The 17,197-nt window shown below is 46.0% G+C and carries 15 protein-coding genes; 7 read left to right on the top strand and 8 right to left on the bottom strand.

The window, feature by feature from the left end; genetic code table 11:
• The first annotated feature begins 295 nt into the window (after positions 1 to 295).
• Positions 296 to 3,325: a tetratricopeptide repeat protein gene (locus LS482_RS14265; RefSeq protein WP_233028189.1), complete on the top strand. Its 3,030-nt coding sequence runs from the start codon at positions 296 to 298 to the stop codon at positions 3,323 to 3,325.
• Between the two features lie 17 nt (positions 3,326 to 3,342).
• The gene (locus LS482_RS14270) at positions 3,343 to 5,166 is read left to right on the top strand and encodes a TonB-dependent receptor (RefSeq protein WP_233028190.1); all 1,824 of its coding nucleotides are present in this window, start codon (positions 3,343 to 3,345) and stop codon (positions 5,164 to 5,166) included.
• A gap of 237 nt (positions 5,167 to 5,403) precedes the next feature.
• Here LS482_RS14270 and LS482_RS14275 read toward each other — a convergent pair whose 3' ends face one another.
• The 6 genes from LS482_RS14275 to LS482_RS14300 form a co-directional block, all read right to left on the bottom strand.
• On the bottom strand, positions 5,404 to 6,426 hold the full coding sequence (locus tag LS482_RS14275; protein WP_233028191.1) for an MvdC/MvdD family ATP grasp protein: 1,023 nt from the start codon (positions 6,424 to 6,426) through the stop codon (positions 5,404 to 5,406).
• Positions 6,427 to 6,482: 56 nt separating this feature from the next.
• On the bottom strand, positions 6,483 to 7,454 hold the full coding sequence (locus tag LS482_RS14280) for an MvdC/MvdD family ATP grasp protein (RefSeq protein ID WP_233028192.1): 972 nt from the start codon (positions 7,452 to 7,454) through the stop codon (positions 6,483 to 6,485).
• An 89-nt stretch (positions 7,455 to 7,543) separates the two neighbouring features.
• Complete coding sequence (locus LS482_RS14285) at positions 7,544 to 7,786, bottom strand: microviridin/marinostatin family tricyclic proteinase inhibitor (RefSeq protein WP_233028193.1); 243 nt, start codon at positions 7,784 to 7,786, stop codon at positions 7,544 to 7,546.
• A gap of 161 nt (positions 7,787 to 7,947) precedes the next feature.
• A complete protein-coding gene (gloA2, locus tag LS482_RS14290) occupies positions 7,948 to 8,337 on the bottom strand; it encodes an SMU1112c/YaeR family gloxylase I-like metalloprotein (RefSeq protein WP_233028194.1) in 390 nt (129 codons plus the stop codon).
• Between the two features lie 11 nt (positions 8,338 to 8,348).
• Positions 8,349 to 8,930 carry an LOG family protein gene (locus LS482_RS14295; RefSeq protein ID WP_233028195.1) on the bottom strand — a complete coding sequence of 194 codons (582 nt, stop codon included), beginning with the start codon at positions 8,928 to 8,930 and terminating at the stop codon, positions 8,349 to 8,351.
• A gap of 64 nt (positions 8,931 to 8,994) precedes the next feature.
• The gene (locus tag LS482_RS14300) at positions 8,995 to 9,510 is read right to left on the bottom strand and encodes a GNAT family N-acetyltransferase (protein ID WP_233028196.1); all 516 of its coding nucleotides are present in this window, start codon (positions 9,508 to 9,510) and stop codon (positions 8,995 to 8,997) included.
• A gap of 149 nt (positions 9,511 to 9,659) precedes the next feature.
• On the opposite strand from LS482_RS14300, the gene LS482_RS14305 reads away from it, so the two are divergent.
• The 5 genes from LS482_RS14305 to dnaG all read left to right on the top strand — a co-directional run bounded on the left by LS482_RS14305 (position 9,660) and on the right by dnaG (position 15,333).
• The gene (locus tag LS482_RS14305) at positions 9,660 to 10,637 is read left to right on the top strand and encodes a polyprenyl synthetase family protein (protein ID WP_233031832.1); all 978 of its coding nucleotides are present in this window, start codon (positions 9,660 to 9,662) and stop codon (positions 10,635 to 10,637) included.
• 166 nt (positions 10,638 to 10,803) lie between these two features.
• Positions 10,804 to 11,388 (top strand): RNA polymerase sigma factor, encoded by a 585-nt coding sequence (locus LS482_RS14310; RefSeq protein ID WP_233028197.1) that lies wholly within the window; start codon positions 10,804 to 10,806, stop codon positions 11,386 to 11,388.
• Positions 11,375 to 12,103 carry a hypothetical protein gene (locus tag LS482_RS14315; protein WP_233028198.1) on the top strand — a complete coding sequence of 243 codons (729 nt, stop codon included), beginning with the start codon at positions 11,375 to 11,377 and terminating at the stop codon, positions 12,101 to 12,103. The genes LS482_RS14310 and LS482_RS14315 overlap by 14 nt, the downstream gene beginning before the upstream one ends.
• Positions 12,104 to 12,131: 28 nt before the next feature.
• Positions 12,132 to 13,223 carry a porin family protein gene (locus tag LS482_RS14320; RefSeq protein ID WP_233028199.1) on the top strand — a complete coding sequence of 364 codons (1,092 nt, stop codon included), beginning with the start codon at positions 12,132 to 12,134 and terminating at the stop codon, positions 13,221 to 13,223.
• A gap of 124 nt (positions 13,224 to 13,347) precedes the next feature.
• Complete coding sequence (gene dnaG, locus LS482_RS14325) at positions 13,348 to 15,333, top strand: DNA primase (protein ID WP_233028200.1); 1,986 nt, start codon at positions 13,348 to 13,350, stop codon at positions 15,331 to 15,333.
• A gap of 22 nt (positions 15,334 to 15,355) precedes the next feature.
• Here dnaG and LS482_RS14330 read toward each other — a convergent pair whose 3' ends face one another.
• Positions 15,356 to 15,985 carry a response regulator gene (locus LS482_RS14330; protein ID WP_233028201.1) on the bottom strand — a complete coding sequence of 210 codons (630 nt, stop codon included), beginning with the start codon at positions 15,983 to 15,985 and terminating at the stop codon, positions 15,356 to 15,358.
• Positions 15,986 to 16,322: 337 nt separating this feature from the next.
• Positions 16,323 to 17,114: an NAD(+) synthase gene (gene nadE, locus LS482_RS14335; protein ID WP_233028202.1), complete on the bottom strand. Its 792-nt coding sequence runs from the start codon at positions 17,112 to 17,114 to the stop codon at positions 16,323 to 16,325.
• Between the last annotated feature and the right edge of the window lie 83 nt (positions 17,115 to 17,197).

Below are 17,197 nucleotides of genomic sequence, written 5' to 3' on the forward strand. Positions count from 1 at the left end.
TATAGAGGATTGCGGGGCCTTTTTAGATTTGAGATTTAAGACTGTGGGGCTTAGTACTTAAGACGGACTTAAAAAATAATTGAGAAGAAAATTGTGCGGCAATGATGTAATGAATAACGGGAAATTTTTGTAATTCTAAAAAACTCCAAGACTCCAAAACTCCCTAACTCCAAGACTCCAAAACCCTAAAACTCCCCAACTCCAACAGTTAATCTCATTGTGGATAATTATAAAGAGAAACCAACGTTATAGGTTGTATATTCAGTTATCTTTGGTTGAAGAAAAATTATTCATCATGCAATACAGAAAGGTCATACCACTATTTGCGGGTTGCTGTTTTATGCTAACGGCAAGGGCGCAAATGTCTGAAGTTTATACCTATAGTGATAAAGATTATAAAAAGGCACTGGAACTTTACAACAACAAACAGTACAAGTCTGCACAGGGCGTGTTTGAGAAAGTGAAAAACCGTACCGAAGACGAAGAAGTAGAGGCCAACAGTGCTTATTATATTGCAGGGAGCGCCATCCGCCTGGGACAACCGGGGGCGGACAGGATGATGGAGAACTTTGTAAACAAGTATCCCACATCAACCAAGCGGAACACCGCTTATATTGATGCGGGCGATTATTATTTTCAGCACGGCAAGTATCCGCAGGCCCTCAAGTGGTACAATAAGGCCGAAGGCGAGGGAATGAGTGCCAAAGAACGTGATGCATTCAACTTTAAAAAAGGATATGCCCTTTTTACCGTTAAACGCTATAACGATTCGAAAACCTATTTTAACCGGGTGGCCAATTCAGACGAATACGGCGCCAGGGCCAAGTATTACCTGGGCTATATGGCCTATGAAGGCGACGATTACAACGAGGCTACACAATACTTTGACCAGGTAGCCGGAGAATCGGAACTCAACGAGAACCTTTCGTATTACCAGGCCGACATGAACTTCAAGGCAGGGAAATTCGAAGAAGCTATCCGCCTGGCCAAGCAGCAACTGCCCAGGTCGGGGCCCGACGAAGTGTCTGAACTCAATAAAATTATAGGCGAAAGCTATTTCAACCTGAAAGAATACGAAGCCGCAGTGCCTTACCTTAAAGGATACAAGGGTAAGCAGGGCAGGTGGAACAACACCGATTTCTATCAACTGGGATATGCCTACTACAAACAGGGCGATTATGAAAATGCCATAGGCCAGTTTAACAAGATTGTGGGCGGAAATGATTTTGTAGCCCAGAATGCCTATTATCACCTGGCGGAATGTTACCTGAAAACCGATAAAAAACAACAGGCATTGAATGCGTTCCGCAATGCTTCGCAAATGGAGTTTAACGAACAGATACAGGAAGATGCACTGCTCAATTATGCAAGGCTGAGTTACGACATAGGAAACCCTTACCAGAGCGTACCGGAGGTATTGCTCTCCTTCCTGGAGAAATACCCGGATTCGGGCTACAGGGAAGAAGTAGAAAGCCTGCTGGTTGATTCGTACATCACCTCAAAAAACTACGATGCGGCGTTGCAGGTATTGCAGAAAAACAAGGCATACGGCAGCAAGGAAGCCTATCAGAAGGTAGCATTTTACCGGGGTGTGGAACTCTTCAGGAACGGGGAGTACACAGCGGCGATGGACTATTTTGACAAGTCGATACAAGAGCCGCAGGACCGTGCATTCCTGGCAAGAGCCACCTACTGGAGGGGAGAGACCGCCTACCTGCTGAACAGGTATGACGAGGCCCTGGTCGACTTCAAGGATTTTAAAAGCATTTCTGCCGCTGCAACCACACCCGAATACAACCGGGTCGATTATCAACTGGGGTATACCTATTTCAAGCAGAAGAACTACGAACAGGCCATCACCTATTTTGACAGGTATGTAAAGAACAACGAAGTGCAGCGGGACAGGGAAAGGCTCAACGATGCCTGGCTGCGACTGGGCGACAGCTACTTTGTAACCGGGAAATACTGGCCGGCCATGGAATCGTATAACGAGTCCATAGCCATGAAGGAAGCCCATACCGACTATGCCCATTTCCACAAGGCCATCAGTTACGGTTTTGTAGACAGGACAGCCACCAAAATAGAAGAACTCGAAAGATTCATCAGCAATTATCCCGATTCCGATTACCGGGATGATGCCATGTATGAACTGGGGAATACCTATGTAGCACAAAACAAGGTGTCAGACGGGGTAAGAACATACCAGAAACTGGTAGACGAATATTCGTTAAGTCCCTATGTACCGAAAACACTGCTCAGGGAAGGTCTGGTCTACTATAATGCCGAAGAAAATGACAAAGCCCTGGAGAAGTTCAAAAGCGTGGTGAATTATTATCCCAATACGCCCGAAGCCCTCCAGGCAGTGTCTACCGCAAAGCTTATATACGTAGATATGGGCCGGGTAGATGAATATGCAAGCTGGGTAAAAGGACTTGACTTTGTAGAAGTGACCGATGCCGAGCTGGACAATGCCTCGTTTGAATCGGCCGAAAAACAATACGCGCAGAACAATTCCGATGCTGCCATCAGGGGCTTTGAAACCTACCTTGAGAAATTCCCGAGGGGGCTGCATGCGCTGGAAGCCCATTTCTATACGGCACAATCCTATTTTATTAAAGGAGAAAAGGAAAAAGCGGTACCGCATTACGAAAAAGTGACCGAAGGGGGAAGGAACGAATACACTGAACAAAGCCTTACCCGCCTGGGACAGATTTTCCTGGACAATGACAATTATAAAAAAGCCGTTCCCGTGTTGAAACAACTGGAAAAAGTGGCCGGTTCGTCACAGAATGTCGTTTTTGCCCGCTCTAACCTGATGAAAGCCAGTTATGAACTGAACGACTATCCGGAAGCCATCCGTTATGCACAGATGGTACTGGACAATGAGAATACGGACAACAGGATAAAGAGCGATGCCCACGTTATCATAGCCCGTGCCGCCATGGATGTGGGAGATGAAGCCACGGCAAAAGAAGCCTATGCCGAAGTGAAGAAGATAGCTACAGGCGCCCTGGCTGCCGAGGCCCTTTATTACGATGCCTACTTTAAGAACAAGGAAGGAGATTATGAAGCATCCAACAAAAGCATCCAGAAACTGGCCGGTGATTATGCCGGATACAAGGAATTTGGTGCCAAGGGATTATTACTAATGGCCAAAAACTTTTATGAACTGGACGATGCTTTCCAGGCTACCTATATTCTCGAAAATGTGATCGGCAGTTTTGAAGATTATCCCGAAGTTGTGGAAGAAGCCCGGAGCGAATTATCCCGCATTAAAGGCGAAGAGGCCAAACGAAACTCTTCCGTAAATCCTAATAATAACTAAAATATCATAGCAGTATAATGTTCAGTATATATCGTAATACCGGCAAACCCGGGCACAGCACTACCAAAGTGGTAAAACACAAAGCCCGGCGATTGACACCCCGAAATTGCAGTTATTTCCTGCTGTTGCTGTTTACACTGTTGTCAGCTGTGACAGTAGTGGCCCAGGAGGAAGAAGAAAACATCGGAACGGAAACCGTTGAGGTGATAAAACCATATAAGGCGAGTGTTTCGGACGCTTTTAAGATAAAGGAAGTCCCTGTCCTGAACGATTCCGTACTTCCGGAAAAGAAAACAATAGAATACAGTATCTTTTCCGTTCCCGTGGCCTCTACCTTTGTCCCGGCAAAAGGAAAAGTGGCGGGAGTTGAAAAGAAAAAAAGGGAACAGCTCTATAACTCCTACCTTTCGTTGGGATTGGGGAACTACAGTACCGCTAAACTCGACTTTTATACCAGTCAGGAGCTGAGCCGGGAGGAATCTCTGGACATAGGGCTCAATCATCATTCCGCACAAGGAGACCTGGACGAGACCGAACTCGATACCAAGTTCTTTGATACCCAACTGGAAGCAGCCTATATGAATGAAGGCCGTTATTACCGCTGGGGCATTAACGGCGGATTGCAGCACCAGATATACAACTGGTACGGATTGCCCCTGCAGGCCGGTTTTGACGAAGCACTCATCAACAGTATAGACGAAAGGCAGACCTATTACACCGCATCCCTCGGCGGAAACCTGGAATCAGTCGATGCAGCCGTATTTACAGGAGGCGAATTGTCGTTAAAACGTTTCTGGGACGCCCATGATTCCGGGGAGAACCGTGCCGTACTCAACCCGTCCTTCCAGTTTCCCGTAGGAGAAGAATTGATTACGGCCAATGTCTTTGCCGATTACGTAGGAGGCGAATTCGAACACGATTATTTTACAGATGAAAAACTGAAGTACAGCAGCCTGTTGCTGGGGGTAAACCCGAACCTGTTGATCAGGGGAGAAGACTATACAATTAACGTCGGGGCATCCGTCTACTACGGCATGGACATCGAAAACGACGACAATGATTTTTATATCTATCCCCGGGTAAACGCTTCGTACAGGCTGGTAGACGAGTACGTGACCGTTTACGGTGGGGTAGAAGGAAGCCTGGACCAGAATTCCTATTATGATTTTGTACAGGAAAATGTATTTGTGTCGCCTACCCTCGGTATAACACCAACAGACAGGCAATACGACGCCTATGTAGGGATGAAGGGAAAACTGGACACCAATATAGGATATAACCTGAAGGGCTCCTACAGGGCAGAGAACAATAAACCGCTTTACCGTGCAAATCCCGTAAACATTAACGGGAGTGAAAACCGGGATTACGCGTACGGCAATTCATTCGGCGTGATTTATGACGATGTGACCACATTCTCCGCCTTCGGGGAGATCCATGCCGACATAGACGGCAATCTCACCCTTGGCGTTAACGCGGAAGTGTTCGGTTATGACACCGACAATGAAGCGGAAGCCTGGAACCTGCCCATTGTAAAAGGATCGTTCTTCGGAGACTATCAGATAGGCGAACACTGGTTTGCCGGGGCCAATATCTTTTACGTAGGAAAACGAAAAGACCTGTTTACTATGGATATTACCTCAGAACCGCAGGGAGAAATCGTGGAACTGGACAGCTATTTCGACGCCAATGCCCACCTGGGATACCATATCGATCAGCAATGGTCTGTTTTTGTCAAGGTAAATAATATTGCCAACAATCAATACGCCAGGTGGATGAACTACCCGGTACAGGGCTTCCAGATACTGGGCGGGGTAACCTATAAATTCGACCTCGGGGAATAAGAATCGTCCGTAAAGAAAGCGTCTTTGCGAACCCTGCCCTAAGCAGAGTGTGGCAATTTCTTAAGGCAAGAGCATATCTTCAAGTATGTGCAAACCTAAACCTGCCGGGAGATTGCCGCGTTTCAGCCTGCCCTGAGTTTATCGAAGGGCTTGCAATGACACATAAATGTCATCCCAATTTATGTGGTTGATCAAATATTAATTTTTAAGGCAACAGGTTAAGTCACTTTCTGTTTATTACCCCGGGAACCTGTCTTTCTCCAGTACAGGCGCATATCTCCGAAAGGCTTCCCCCGTCAGCACTTTGGCAATCTGCCCGGAAATGGCTCCGTCGGCAAGGCGGTCCAGCCAGAGATATTCTCCCGCGGCATTGACCTCCAGGAAATAGTATTTTTCTTCCGGGGTGACAATAATATCTATGGCGCCGTAATTGATCTGGTATACATCCATCAGCTGCAATAGTTTTTCTTCGATGTCCCGGGGCAATTCATAGGGTTCCCAATGATCGAGCAGCGTGTTTCCCTCGCGTCGCCAGTCCACTTTGGCATTTTCCAGTTTCTGGGAGTCAATGGCATAGGTAAATACGGCATTGCCCACTATGGTTATGCGAAGTTCTTTGGACTTTTCAAGTTTTTCCTGGAATTGCATGGGGCAGTATTGCAGGGCATCCACCGCTTCGAGGTCTTTTTCAGCTACAAGGTTGGTAAACACCACATGTTCTTTACCGTCCCGGTATATGGCAAAGGAACTCTGCATTTTTACGATGGTGCCCCCGGGATGTGTACGTACGAAGTCACGCGCTTCTTCAGGATTGTTGGTAATGCAGGTGTCCGGAACATTCAATCCCAGCGATGATGCTATTTTCATCTGTTCTTCCTTGCTGTCGAGCCTGCGGTACTTGCTGAACGTATCGATCTGGAAACAGGGCATGCTTTCCAGCATACCGAAAAGTGTGCGGCGTATCTCTTTCTGTGCACTGGAGAGGTATGTGCCTTCCAGTACCTGGTCCAGACCGGAAGCCAGGTTATGGCTGCGGCGGTACCATACGGCGGTAATATCGTGAATGTTCGTGCGTTGCCCTTCAATATCCAGGAAAACCTGCCATTTGCCGTTTTCATACCGGCTGCTCAGGCAACATTGCAGTGGATAACGGTCTACATCAAAACGAATGACCTCCGCCCCGCGTTCCCGGAGAAAACCGGAAACCATATCAATGGAGGCGTTGTCCTTGGAGTGGGTAATAATCAGTATTTTTTGCATAAGTTGTGGTTTGAACTCCCGGTCTTGGCCGGAATGATATTCGGGATTTAATATTTTTATGTTCGTGCAATCAATTTTTCCGCAATGGTCTCTCCGATGGGAAATTCGAGGTCCCGTTGCAGCATGCCCCATTCGCCCTGGGGGTTGACCTCCAGGAAAATGTAGCGTCCGTCCTCGTGACGGATTATATCTATGGCCCCGAAAAACAATCCCAGGTGATGCATGGTCCGGGTCAGTGCTTTGCAGATAGTTGCGGGCAGTTTATAAGGTTCCCATTCCGTTTGTAAATCGGTGGCGATCCTCCAGTCGGTCTTTCCGCGGTGGGAAGCTCCCGGGTCGATTTTACCGGTAAAGAAGGTTCCGTCTACATAGATCACCCTTAATTCGTATGCCCTGGGTACCCGTTCCTGGAAGATCATCGGGCAGAGCGGAAGCGTATCCAGTTGTTCCAGGTCACTCTTGGTGATGGCCGTGGTAGGAAAAAAAGGAGCGTCACCGCGCATACTACGGGACAACGAACCGTGCAATTTGGCAATCATGTTTCCCCTGCACACTTCGGAAAAAAAAGTCCTTGCCTTTTCCGGGTTGTTGGTAAAAAGACTTTGGGGAATGTGAAGTCCGTTTTGTGAAGCGGTTTGTAATTGCCCCAGCTTGTTCCTGCTCACGGTATGGTCGGTGGTCATGGGATTCATCCACGGCAGGTGTTGCAGGGATTCGAAAAAGATATTCCGCATCGTGTTGTATTCCTGCAGGTATATTTTCAGAAAGTCCGGGTCCAGGTCATCGGGAGGGGTAACCGCCCACAACTTCCTGTACCATACGGCTTCGATATCCTTCGGAGAAAACCGGGTATTGCCGTCAGACCAGTACAGATCGGTTACATGACCGTTTGAGGTATAGTGAAAACATGATTCATGGGAAAAACGGTCGGTATTCATCCGGACGGTTTCTTTTCCCAGGGCTTTACATCTTTCCTGGACACGGTCTATGGTATAGTGGTCATTACTGTGGGTAAGGCATAGTATCATCGGGGGAAATTCAACAGGAAAAATTGGAAATAAAAAAACAATAGCCCCGGGAGGCTATTGTTCCATCACATAAATGATGATTTTGTACATTACATGATCTCTCCTTCTTCATCATCGTCCGAAGGGAATTTCTGCGTTACATCACCTCCGCCGTCCTGGTCCAGAACGGGTTTGGAAACTGTGGAGGTAATACCGCTTCCGTCCTCTTCCAGGTCGGAAGGGAATTTAAGGGTAGTACCACCTTGTACGTTTTCTTTTTCCTCTCCGGATACCTGATGTTCCAGAAAATTTGCGAAGAACGGCTTTTTTAAGCCTTTGTCTGCTTTTTTCATGATAGAAAAAATTTGGGGTTAATAAATCAATTTAAATTACATACTAATGATGTTCAGACTTGCAAAAGGTTGCAAAGTGTGTGATAAAAATAACCAAAAAGACATTCACTGCAAATAATTGTCTGTTAATGTTGTTGCATTGTTTTAAATTTAACATATGTTCATTTCTCATATAACTCGAGAGGTAGGTTGTCCGGGTCTGTAAAAAAGGCGAATCTTTTTCCCGTAATATCATCGGTGCGGATATCTTCTACAGCAATATCGTATTCCCTGAGGCCCCTGACGGCCATGTCGAGGTCATCGACTTCAAAGGCGAGGTGGCGAAGCCCGGCAGCTTCGGGCCGGGAGACACGGGGAGGTGGATCGGGGAAGGAAAAAAGCTCGATCACATACCTGCCGTTCAGGGCGAGATCCAGTTTATAGGATCTTCTTTCTACCCGATATGTTTCTTTCACTATGGTAAACCCGAGGATTTCCGTGTAGAACGTTTTCGATCTTTTGTAATCGGAGCATATAATGGCAATGTGATGTACCTTGTTTAGTTGTAACACATGTATACGGGTTAATTTGTTTTTTCCTGAATCCATTTACTCTCGGTGGGCGGGGTATAGTTGTACATTTTGTCCAGCAGCTCATCGATATCGTTACTCACAAGGAGCATGTTCCGGTTGACCTCTTTGAGCAGTCCGCCGGTGGTCATGGTATCCAGTAATTGTACCAGTCCGTCATAAAAACCTCCCGTATTGAGCAGGCCTACGGGTTTTTGGTGTAATTGCAGTTGTGCATTGGTCAGGGTCTCGAAAAGTTCATCGAGGGTTCCGTAGCCTCCGGGCAGGGCAATGATACCGTCGGCCATTTCCTCAATTTTGATCTTTCGCTCAGACATGGTGTTTACCAATAGCAATTCGGTGAGCCGTTCATGTGCAATTTCCTTGTCGCGTAGAAAATGCGGGAGCACACCGGTTACTCTCCCTCCTTCGGTAAGTGCTCCGTCTGCTATGGCCCCCATAAGGCCTACATGGGCGCCGCCGTAAACGAGTTCTATGTTTCGTTTTGCCAGGGTCCTGCCCAGCAACAGGGCCTGGGCCTTGTAAACCGGGTCTTTTCCGTCATTGGAACCGCAGTAAACCGTAATTCTTTTCATTTTTTATAATAGGAATAAGGGTTAATAATTTTTATCACAACAAAAAATACAAAAGGACAACCTGTTAAAGTTCCATTTTCATCAGCCAGTCCGTTTGTTCGTCATCCCCCATCATAAAAGGGTGTTGTCCGAATTTCACGAACCCGTTCTTTTCATAAAAAGCTATGGCCCTGGCGTTCTGGTCCCATACGCCCAGCCACAAATAAGAGGCCTTCAGTTCCCTGCTTACTTCTATTGCTTTTTGTATCAGCGCATTGCCGAGTTGTTTGTCCTGGTGGGATTTCAGTAAATAGATGCGTTCCAGTTCTACGGAACCGGCGTCGTTAATATCGGTCTGGGCGCCTTCCCGGTTCAGTTTAAAATACCCCACCGGTTTTTGATCAGCACAAGCTAAATAATACAATGAGGTGTCACTGCGAAGTTCTTCCGTAATCCTTTCCCTGGCAAATGCCTTTTCCATATAGGATTGAAAATCTTCCGGGTTGTTATGTGCGACATAGGTGTCGATAAAAGTAACTTTGGATATATCCAGCAGGGTATCCAGATCTTCGGTAGTACATTGCTTAAATACGAAGGGCATGTGATATTGTTTTTTTCGCTTTTTAAAATAAGTGATTCTGGCTAAAACAAACAAACTTTACGACATAATTAACGATTCCGGGAATCTTGTAATTCCGGGCGACCGATGCTTCTTTTTAATTACAGCTTTTTTATATCTTTGGAGCCGTGATGAAACCTGTGGTCAGAATTAAACAACCAATCTACACCGAAATGGAACTCTTTGAGAAGAAGTTCCACGAATCCATGTCTTCCAAGGTTTCACTTCTCAACAGAATCACCTATTACATCGTTAACCGGAAAGGGAAGCAAATGCGCCCCATGTTCGTGTTTCTCGTGGCGAAGATGGTTTCCGACGGAAAGGTCAACGAACGTACCTATCGCGGGGCTTCGGTGATCGAACTCATCCATACCGCCACGTTGGTGCACGATGATGTGGTGGACGACAGCAACCGCCGCCGCGGCTTTTTTTCGCTCAATGCACTGTGGAAGAATAAAATAGCCGTGCTGGTAGGGGATTATCTGCTTTCCAAGGGATTGTTGCTCTCCATAGACAATGATGATTTTGACCTTCTCAAGATCATTTCCGTGGCCGTAAGGGAAATGAGTGAAGGGGAGTTACTGCAAATAGAAAAAGCGAGGCGGCTGGACATTACGGAGGAAGTGTATTATGAGATCATCCGGCAAAAAACTGCTACACTTATTGCCGCCTGTTGTGCCCTCGGGGCATGTTCGGTAAAGCCCGGTTCCGAAGAGATTGAGAAAATGCGGAAATTCGGAGAACTCATCGGAATGGCCTTCCAGATCAAGGACGACCTGTTCGATTATGGTGAAGAACGTATCGGCAAGCCCACGGGGATCGATATTAAGGAACAGAAAATGACACTGCCGCTTATTTATACGCTGAACAACTGTTCGGACCGGGAGAAGCGGTGGCTGATAAATTCCGTGAAGAACCACAACAAAAATGCCCGCCGGGTAAAAGAAGTAATAACCTTTGTAAAGGAAAGTGGCGGACTGGAATATGCCGAACACAAGATGAAGGCCTTTCAGCAGGAGGCATTACAGTTGTTAACGGATTATCCGCAATCAGATTACAGGGAAGCACTGGAACTCATGGTCAATTATGTCATTGACCGGAAAAAATAGACTTTTCCGAAGGTTTAATTTCTTCAGGGCAGACGACCGGGTACAGCGGGTACAATACTTCAAGACTCAAGGCGTACTTTTATACTGACTTCAGAAAAAAATCTAAAAAAATAATTTCCCGGGCAACCTTTGAAAGGATTGTTTCGTCTTTATAGATAGAAACCCGATGAAAAAACACCTCTTGAAGATCATACCGCTTTATAAGGATGAAGACAAACTCATAAAAAGAGCATCCGGTAACGATCGGGAAGCTCAGTATGGACTTTACACCAAATATGCGCCCAAAATGCTCAGTGTTTGCCGCTACTATGTCAAAGACGAACAGTTTGCCGAGGATGTGATGATCCGTGGTTTTTTCAAGGTTTTTAAACATTTGGACACGTTCAGGCGGGAAGGGAGTTTTGAAGGCTGGATACGGCAGATCATGGTGCGGGAATGCATCTCCTTTTTGAGGAGTAAAAAATCGCTGTATTTCATAGAAGAAGAAAGTCCCGGAAAAATTGCCGGATATGCAGTGGAGGGAGGGCCCGAAGCACTGGAAACCGAAGAGATACAGTTCCTCATAGATAATCTGCCCGACGGCTACAAAACCGTATTCCTGATGTTTGCCGTCGAAGGGTACTCGCATAAGGAAATAGCCGAGGCATTGCGTATTTCGGAGAACACTTCCAAATCGCAACTGTTCAAGGCACGCAAAATGTTACAGGAAAAGATAAAAGAATCAGAAAGACGGGAAAATGGGACACGATAATTTCGAACACCGACTGAAACAGAAACTGGAAGAACGCCGCATAACACCTTCTTCCGCCGCATGGGACAGGCTGGGAAAAGACCTTGACAGTGCTTCACAGGCACGCAGCAGGAGAAGTTTTCTGCTTTACGGGGTGGCTGCTTCCGTAGTCGTATTAATAACAGCGGGGATATGGTTTTTGAGGGACGGAGAAAAAGAGAATGTCCCGGTTGTTACGGATGTCCGGATCGAAACAAAACAACAGGAACGCAAAAAAGTGAAGATGGTCAGGGAGGGTAAGGAAGCCCCCGTAACAATTAAAACCCCGCAGGTCAAACCTGAATCCGGTGCCGTTCCTTTGGTAAAAACCCCGGAGACGAACAAAACCATTTCCCTGCCGGATACAGTGAGAAAAGAACCTGTGAAAGCACCCGAAAAAGCAGAAGAAATGGTTGCCTTTGAGGATAAGAAAGTGGAAGAAGTGGTTTCCAGGATCATGGCAATACAGGAGGAAAGGGAAGTTACGGACGAGGAAATCGAATTTTTGCTGGCCGAGGCCCGGGAAGAAATAGATGCACAACGCATACTCGTAAGACAGACCGGTACAATAGATGCCACCGCCCTGCTGGAAGAGGTGGAATCCGAGCTTGACCAATCGTTCCGGGACAAGGTCTTTGAAGCGCTGAAAGATGGGTTTAAAAAAGTTCGCACTGCCGTGGCCAATCGCAACCAGTAGTTCATTCATCAATCAAAATCCATTAATCATGTTACGAATTATTATCTATGTCACCTATGTGATGGTGTTATTTTTTACGCAGGTTTTAAGTGCTCAAACCGAAAAAGACAGTGCAGACATTCGCTTGCAAGAGCGGGTATTGAAAGCCCTGGAGTCGGAAAGAGAGAGGGTGGTGAAAGAAGAAAAAAACAAACTTAAAGAAAATGTACAACGCATCCGGGAGCTGGAAGATGGTGGGGAGATCAGCAGTGAAGAAGCAAAACAACGAAAAGAAGCCGCCGCAAAGAAAACGGCACTCAACATAGAAAATAAACTCGCTATCCTTGAAAACAAGACTGCTCTTGTGGAACGGGGAGAGGACAACGGCTGGGAATACCTGGATAGCAAGACCCTGGGTATAGGTATCGGGAATGATTATGACGGGAACGGGAGCAGGTTGTTCGGGGTGCGGTTTGAGAACAGGGATAAAAAGAAAAAATACGACAAACGGACCTATTCTGATGTTGTTTTGGCCTTTGGTTTTAACAATGCTCTGATCGACGGAGCCTCCCTGAACGATACGCCCTACAAGGCTGGAGGAAGCCGCTTTTTCGAATTGGGTTGGCAGTGGAAAACCCGTGTACTGAAACACAGCAATGCCATACGTGTTAGTTATGGGCTGTCTTTTCAGTCTAACGGTCTAAAACCCAAAGATGATAAATATTTTGTGACTGATGGAGAAGAAACCTCCCTCGAGGAATTTCCTTATGACCTGAAGAAATCCAAACTCCGGTTTGATAATCTTGTTCTTCCCGTGTTCCTGGAATTCGGACCTTCGCGGAAAAAGGAGCATGATGACTATTTCCGGTATTCCACACGCAAAAAATTTACATTCGGTATAGGTGGATATGCCGGGGTGAACCTGGTTACAAAACAAAAACTGAAATATTCGCGTAACGGGGATAAAAACAAGGAAAAGCGCAAAGAAGATTATAACACTAACGACTTTATTTACGGGGTAGCGGCATATGTAGGGGTAGGCTATACGGCCCTGTACCTGAAATACGACCTAAATCCCATTTTTAAAGCCCCTGATGTGGAACAGAATAATATTTCCCTCGGACTTCGTTTTGAATTGTAATATGGTGACGGAGGATGAAAAAGCCCTGTGCCGTTACTGTTTAAGTTTTTATTATTCCTTACTTTTGATTCCCGTTTTTTGCGGGAATCTTTTAATTTTATAAAAGCTCAAAAATACAGGTATATTGATTTCGAAGGAAACCATAGACAAAGTGTTTGAGACTTCCCGGGTAGAGGAGGTCATCGGTGATTTTGTGCAGTTAAAACGGTCGGGTTCAAACTTTAAGGGGTTGAGTCCGTTTACCGATGAACGCACCCCGAGCTTTATGGTATCCCCGGTAAAACAGATATGGAAGGATTTTTCATCCGGAAAAGGAGGGAATGTAGTGGCCTTTTTGATGGAACACGAGCACTTTACCTACCCGGAGGCCATAAAGTACCTGGCTAAAAAATACAATATAGAAGTCGAGGAGACCGAGCGCACCGACGAGGAAAAGGAACAGGCCAACGAAAGGGAAAGCATGTACCTGGTGAGCGAATTTGCCAGGGATTATTTTGAAGATGTCCTCTGGAATACGGAACCGGGAAAGGCCATAGGGCTTACTTACTTTAAGGAGCGCGGATTTACGGACGACACGATAAAAAAGTTCGGCCTGGGTTATTCGCCGGACGTATGGGAAGCTTTTACCAAGGAAGCGCTTTCCAGTGGATATCAACTGGAATTCCTCGAAAAAACCGGACTTACCATAGTTAAGGAAAGTACAACTCCCGGTGGCGCGAAAAAGCAGTTCGACAGGTTCAAGGGCCGGGTAATGTTTCCTATCCAGTCCATGAGTGGCAGGGTGCTGGGCTTTGGAGGGCGGATACTGACCAACGATAAAAAGGCAGCCAAATACCTGAATTCCCCGGAGAGCGAGATTTACCATAAGAGCAAGGTACTTTATGGTATCAATCATGCCAAGCAGGCCATAGCCAAAGAAGACAATTGCTATCTGGTAGAAGGATATACCGATGTGATCCAGTTTCACCAGAGTGGGATAGAAAATGTGGTGGCGTCCAGCGGAACCGCCCTGACGCCGGAACAGATCAGGCTCATCCAAAGGCTTACAAAGAACATTACGGTACTTTTTGACGGTGATGCCGCCGGATTGAGGGCTTCCCTGCGGGGAGTAGACCTTATCCTTGAACAGGGAATGAACGTAAAGGTCTGTGCCTTTCCGGAAGGCGAAGACCCGGACAGTTTTGCCCGTAATAATCCGTTAGAAGACATCGTTCTTTACCTGGAAGAAAACGGTAAGGATTTTATCCGTTTCAAGGCTTCCCTGCTTGTGGAGGAAGCACAGAACGACCCTGTAAAGAAAGCGGATACCATACGGGATATCGTGAACAGTATTTCCAAAATCCCCGACAGGATACAGCGTGAGGTATATGTACAGGAGTGTTCCCGGATCATGGACATATCAGAAGAAGTCCTGTTCAATACCCTGGCGCAGATAGGAAAAAGGGAACTCGCCGAAGCCAACAAAAAATATAAACAGGAACGGCAGGCGAGGGCGTTTGAAGTGGTTAAGGATTCTGATAATACTGTGGAAAAGGTAGACCTGCAGTATTTGCTGGAACGGAAAATAATTGAAGCCCTGTTGCTGTACGGTAATAAAACGGAAGATTTTGAAGATTTTATCCTGAAACAGGACGATGACGGGGAATTGCAGCTGGAACGTGTGATAAACACCACAAAGGTATTTGAAAAAATATTCCTGGACCTTCAGGAAGATGAAGTTGAACTGGGTAACCCGGTCTTCCGCAAGGTTTATCCCGAACTCATCCGGAAACTTAATGAGGAAGAGGATTTTACCGTAGAAAAATTTGTCCATACCATGGAGGAGGATGTGGCCGAAGAGGTGACGTCCATTCTTATGGACGAAGAAAAATATACACTGCACAAGTGGGGCGAGAAAGACATTTTTGTCAAAGACAAATCACAGGGGATTGCCCAGCTGGTGAGTGAAACCGTGTTGAACCTCAGGTGTTACCTGATTGACAAACGGGTGTCGGAACTGCAACACCAGACCGTTGAAAAAAAAGATGGCAATTCGGAAATCCTGGAGGAGATCATGAACTACCATCAGTTAAAACGGTTGCTTGCCAAAAAGCTGAACAGGGTACTTTAGTCCGACTTTTGCGCTGTTGTTTTTAATACAGTTCCAGGGCCTTGGCCTGTTGCAGCATATCTACCATGTTGTCTACATTCAGCTTTCGCATCAGGCGGGCTTTGTATGTACTTACGGTTTTTTCGTTAAGACCGAGTTCTTCGGCTACATACTTGTTTCGTTTGCCCTCGGCGAGGAGTTTCAGTACTTCTACTTCGCGGGTAGAGAGTTTCCGGAAGAATTTTCTCGGCTTGTTGGTACTTTCGTCAAAGGCGAGGCGCTGTGCCAGTTCATTGGTAATGAACAGTCCGCCATTGGCGATTTTGGCGATGGCTTCCGAGAGCAGGGCGGTATCGGCATCTTTTGAAAGATAACCGGAGGCTCCTGCCCGGAGGGTACTCAGTGCATAAACATCTTCAGATTCTGAACTGAATATAAGTACCTTGGCCTGGGAATATTCTTTTTTTAATTGTCTCAAAGCCGTGATTCCGTTAACTTCCGGGATGTTCATTTCCAGGAGGATAATGTCCGGGCTTTTTTTGGGTAACACCTCGAAAAGTTCAGAGGTGGTACGCACTTTTCCTACTACTTCAATGTCTTTATTATTGCTGAGTGCTGCAATAATTCCATCTTGCACTACCGGATGGTTGTCGGCAATTAATACTTTAATCATGATGATCTGTTTTTATTAGGATTAGTTAGGTTCTATCACAAACCATCGCGAGTAAGTAGGAAATTAGTGCAAAAGCACAACTTGGGGTAAGTGGGTATAAATATAATTAAAAAAAATATCCTATGCAATATTAAAGAAAAATATTTCGTTTTTTTTTACAATTAAAGTCTGACATATGTAAGTTAAGTTCAATAGTCATTGCAGTAAATTACTATGAAAAATGCGTCTTTTTACCTATGAACGGGAGGAGGTCAATTTATAAAGATCATACTTGAAAAGTGTGTTACCGGTAAAAAGAAAGGCAATCCAGAGTGATTGCCTTTACACCTAATTTATCTTATGATCTTAACGCTTCCGGGATTTCACAAACAGGTATGGGGATCATTTTGTGCTTATTGGCCCGATGAAAGCGCCTGTAAATCCCGAACACCTCCTTTTCGCGACCTTCGAAATCTTCGGGTGATTTTCCTTCTTCGTTCATTTTCATGGCCCACTCCAGTTCCGGGTAAGTGGCTCCGATCTGGTCTTCGTCGGTCCGGTTATCTCCCCAGAGGCCGTCTGTAGGGGGAGCAACCTGTATTTCCTCGATAATGCCCAGGTGTTCGGCTATCTCATAAACCTCGGTCTTCAGCAGGTCGGCTATAGGGCTCAGGTCCACTCCGCCGTCACCATATTTGGTATAGAATCCGACGCCGAAATCCTCAACCTTGTTCCCTGTACCGGCCACAAGGTAGCCTTTAAGCGCCGCAAAATAATACAGGGTGGACATCCGTAACCTTGCACGCGTATTGGCCAGGGCCATAAACCGGTCTTCTTCTCTCTCCACTCCGGGAAGTGTATCAATGAGACTGTCAAAAACCGGGGTGAGGTTTACCGATTCCATATTCACATTATCGTGGTTTTTTTTCAGCCATTCTATATGTTTCAGGGCCCTCGTTACCTGGTTTTCCGACTGGTGTATGGGCATTTCCAGGCACAGTAGCGGAAGCCCTGTCCTTGCACATAATGTTGAGGTTACCGCCGAGTCGATACCCCCGGAAACTCCTATAACAAACCCTTTGACTTTTGCGTTTGTTGCATAATCCTTTAACCAGTGAACAATATGATCAATTACTTTTTCCGTTTTCATTCGGTTGTTGTTTATTCTGTATTACCTTTGCCGGTTGTTAGGCCGGATAAAATTATTAAAAAGATTTGTGGTTTATAAATAGT

Origin of the sequence: Sinomicrobium kalidii (assembly GCF_021183825.1) — a bacterium.
Taxonomy (GTDB): Bacteria; Bacteroidota; Bacteroidia; order Flavobacteriales; family Flavobacteriaceae; genus Sinomicrobium; species Sinomicrobium kalidii.

Excerpts from the sequence above, each read along its gene's own strand:
- LS482_RS14275 (WP_233028191.1), bottom strand. The coding sequence starts at position 6,426 with ATGCAAAAAATACTGATTATTACCCACTCCAAGGACAACGCCTCCATT.
- LS482_RS14305 (WP_233031832.1), top strand. The coding sequence starts at position 9,660 with ATGAAACCTGTGGTCAGAATTAAACAACCAATCTACACCGAAATGGAA.
- LS482_RS14315 (WP_233028198.1), top strand. The coding sequence starts at position 11,375 with ATGGGACACGATAATTTCGAACACCGACTGAAACAGAAACTGGAAGAA.
- nadE (WP_233028202.1), bottom strand. The coding sequence starts at position 17,114 with ATGAAAACGGAAAAAGTAATTGATCATATTGTTCACTGGTTAAAGGAT.
- LS482_RS14285 (WP_233028193.1), bottom strand. The coding sequence starts at position 7,786 with ATGAAAAAAGCAGACAAAGGCTTAAAAAAGCCGTTCTTCGCAAATTTT.
- LS482_RS14280 (WP_233028192.1), bottom strand. The coding sequence starts at position 7,454 with ATGATACTATGCCTTACCCACAGTAATGACCACTATACCATAGACCGT.
- LS482_RS14320 (WP_233028199.1), top strand. The coding sequence starts at position 12,132 with ATGTTACGAATTATTATCTATGTCACCTATGTGATGGTGTTATTTTTT.
- LS482_RS14265 (WP_233028189.1), top strand. The coding sequence starts at position 296 with ATGCAATACAGAAAGGTCATACCACTATTTGCGGGTTGCTGTTTTATG.
- LS482_RS14330 (WP_233028201.1), bottom strand. The coding sequence starts at position 15,985 with ATGATTAAAGTATTAATTGCCGACAACCATCCGGTAGTGCAAGATGGA.
- LS482_RS14270 (WP_233028190.1), top strand. The coding sequence starts at position 3,343 with ATGTTCAGTATATATCGTAATACCGGCAAACCCGGGCACAGCACTACC.
- LS482_RS14295 (WP_233028195.1), bottom strand. The coding sequence starts at position 8,930 with ATGAAAAGAATTACGGTTTACTGCGGTTCCAATGACGGAAAAGACCCG.
- LS482_RS14310 (WP_233028197.1), top strand. The coding sequence starts at position 10,804 with ATGAAAAAACACCTCTTGAAGATCATACCGCTTTATAAGGATGAAGAC.
- LS482_RS14300 (WP_233028196.1), bottom strand. The coding sequence starts at position 9,510 with ATGCCCTTCGTATTTAAGCAATGTACTACCGAAGATCTGGATACCCTG.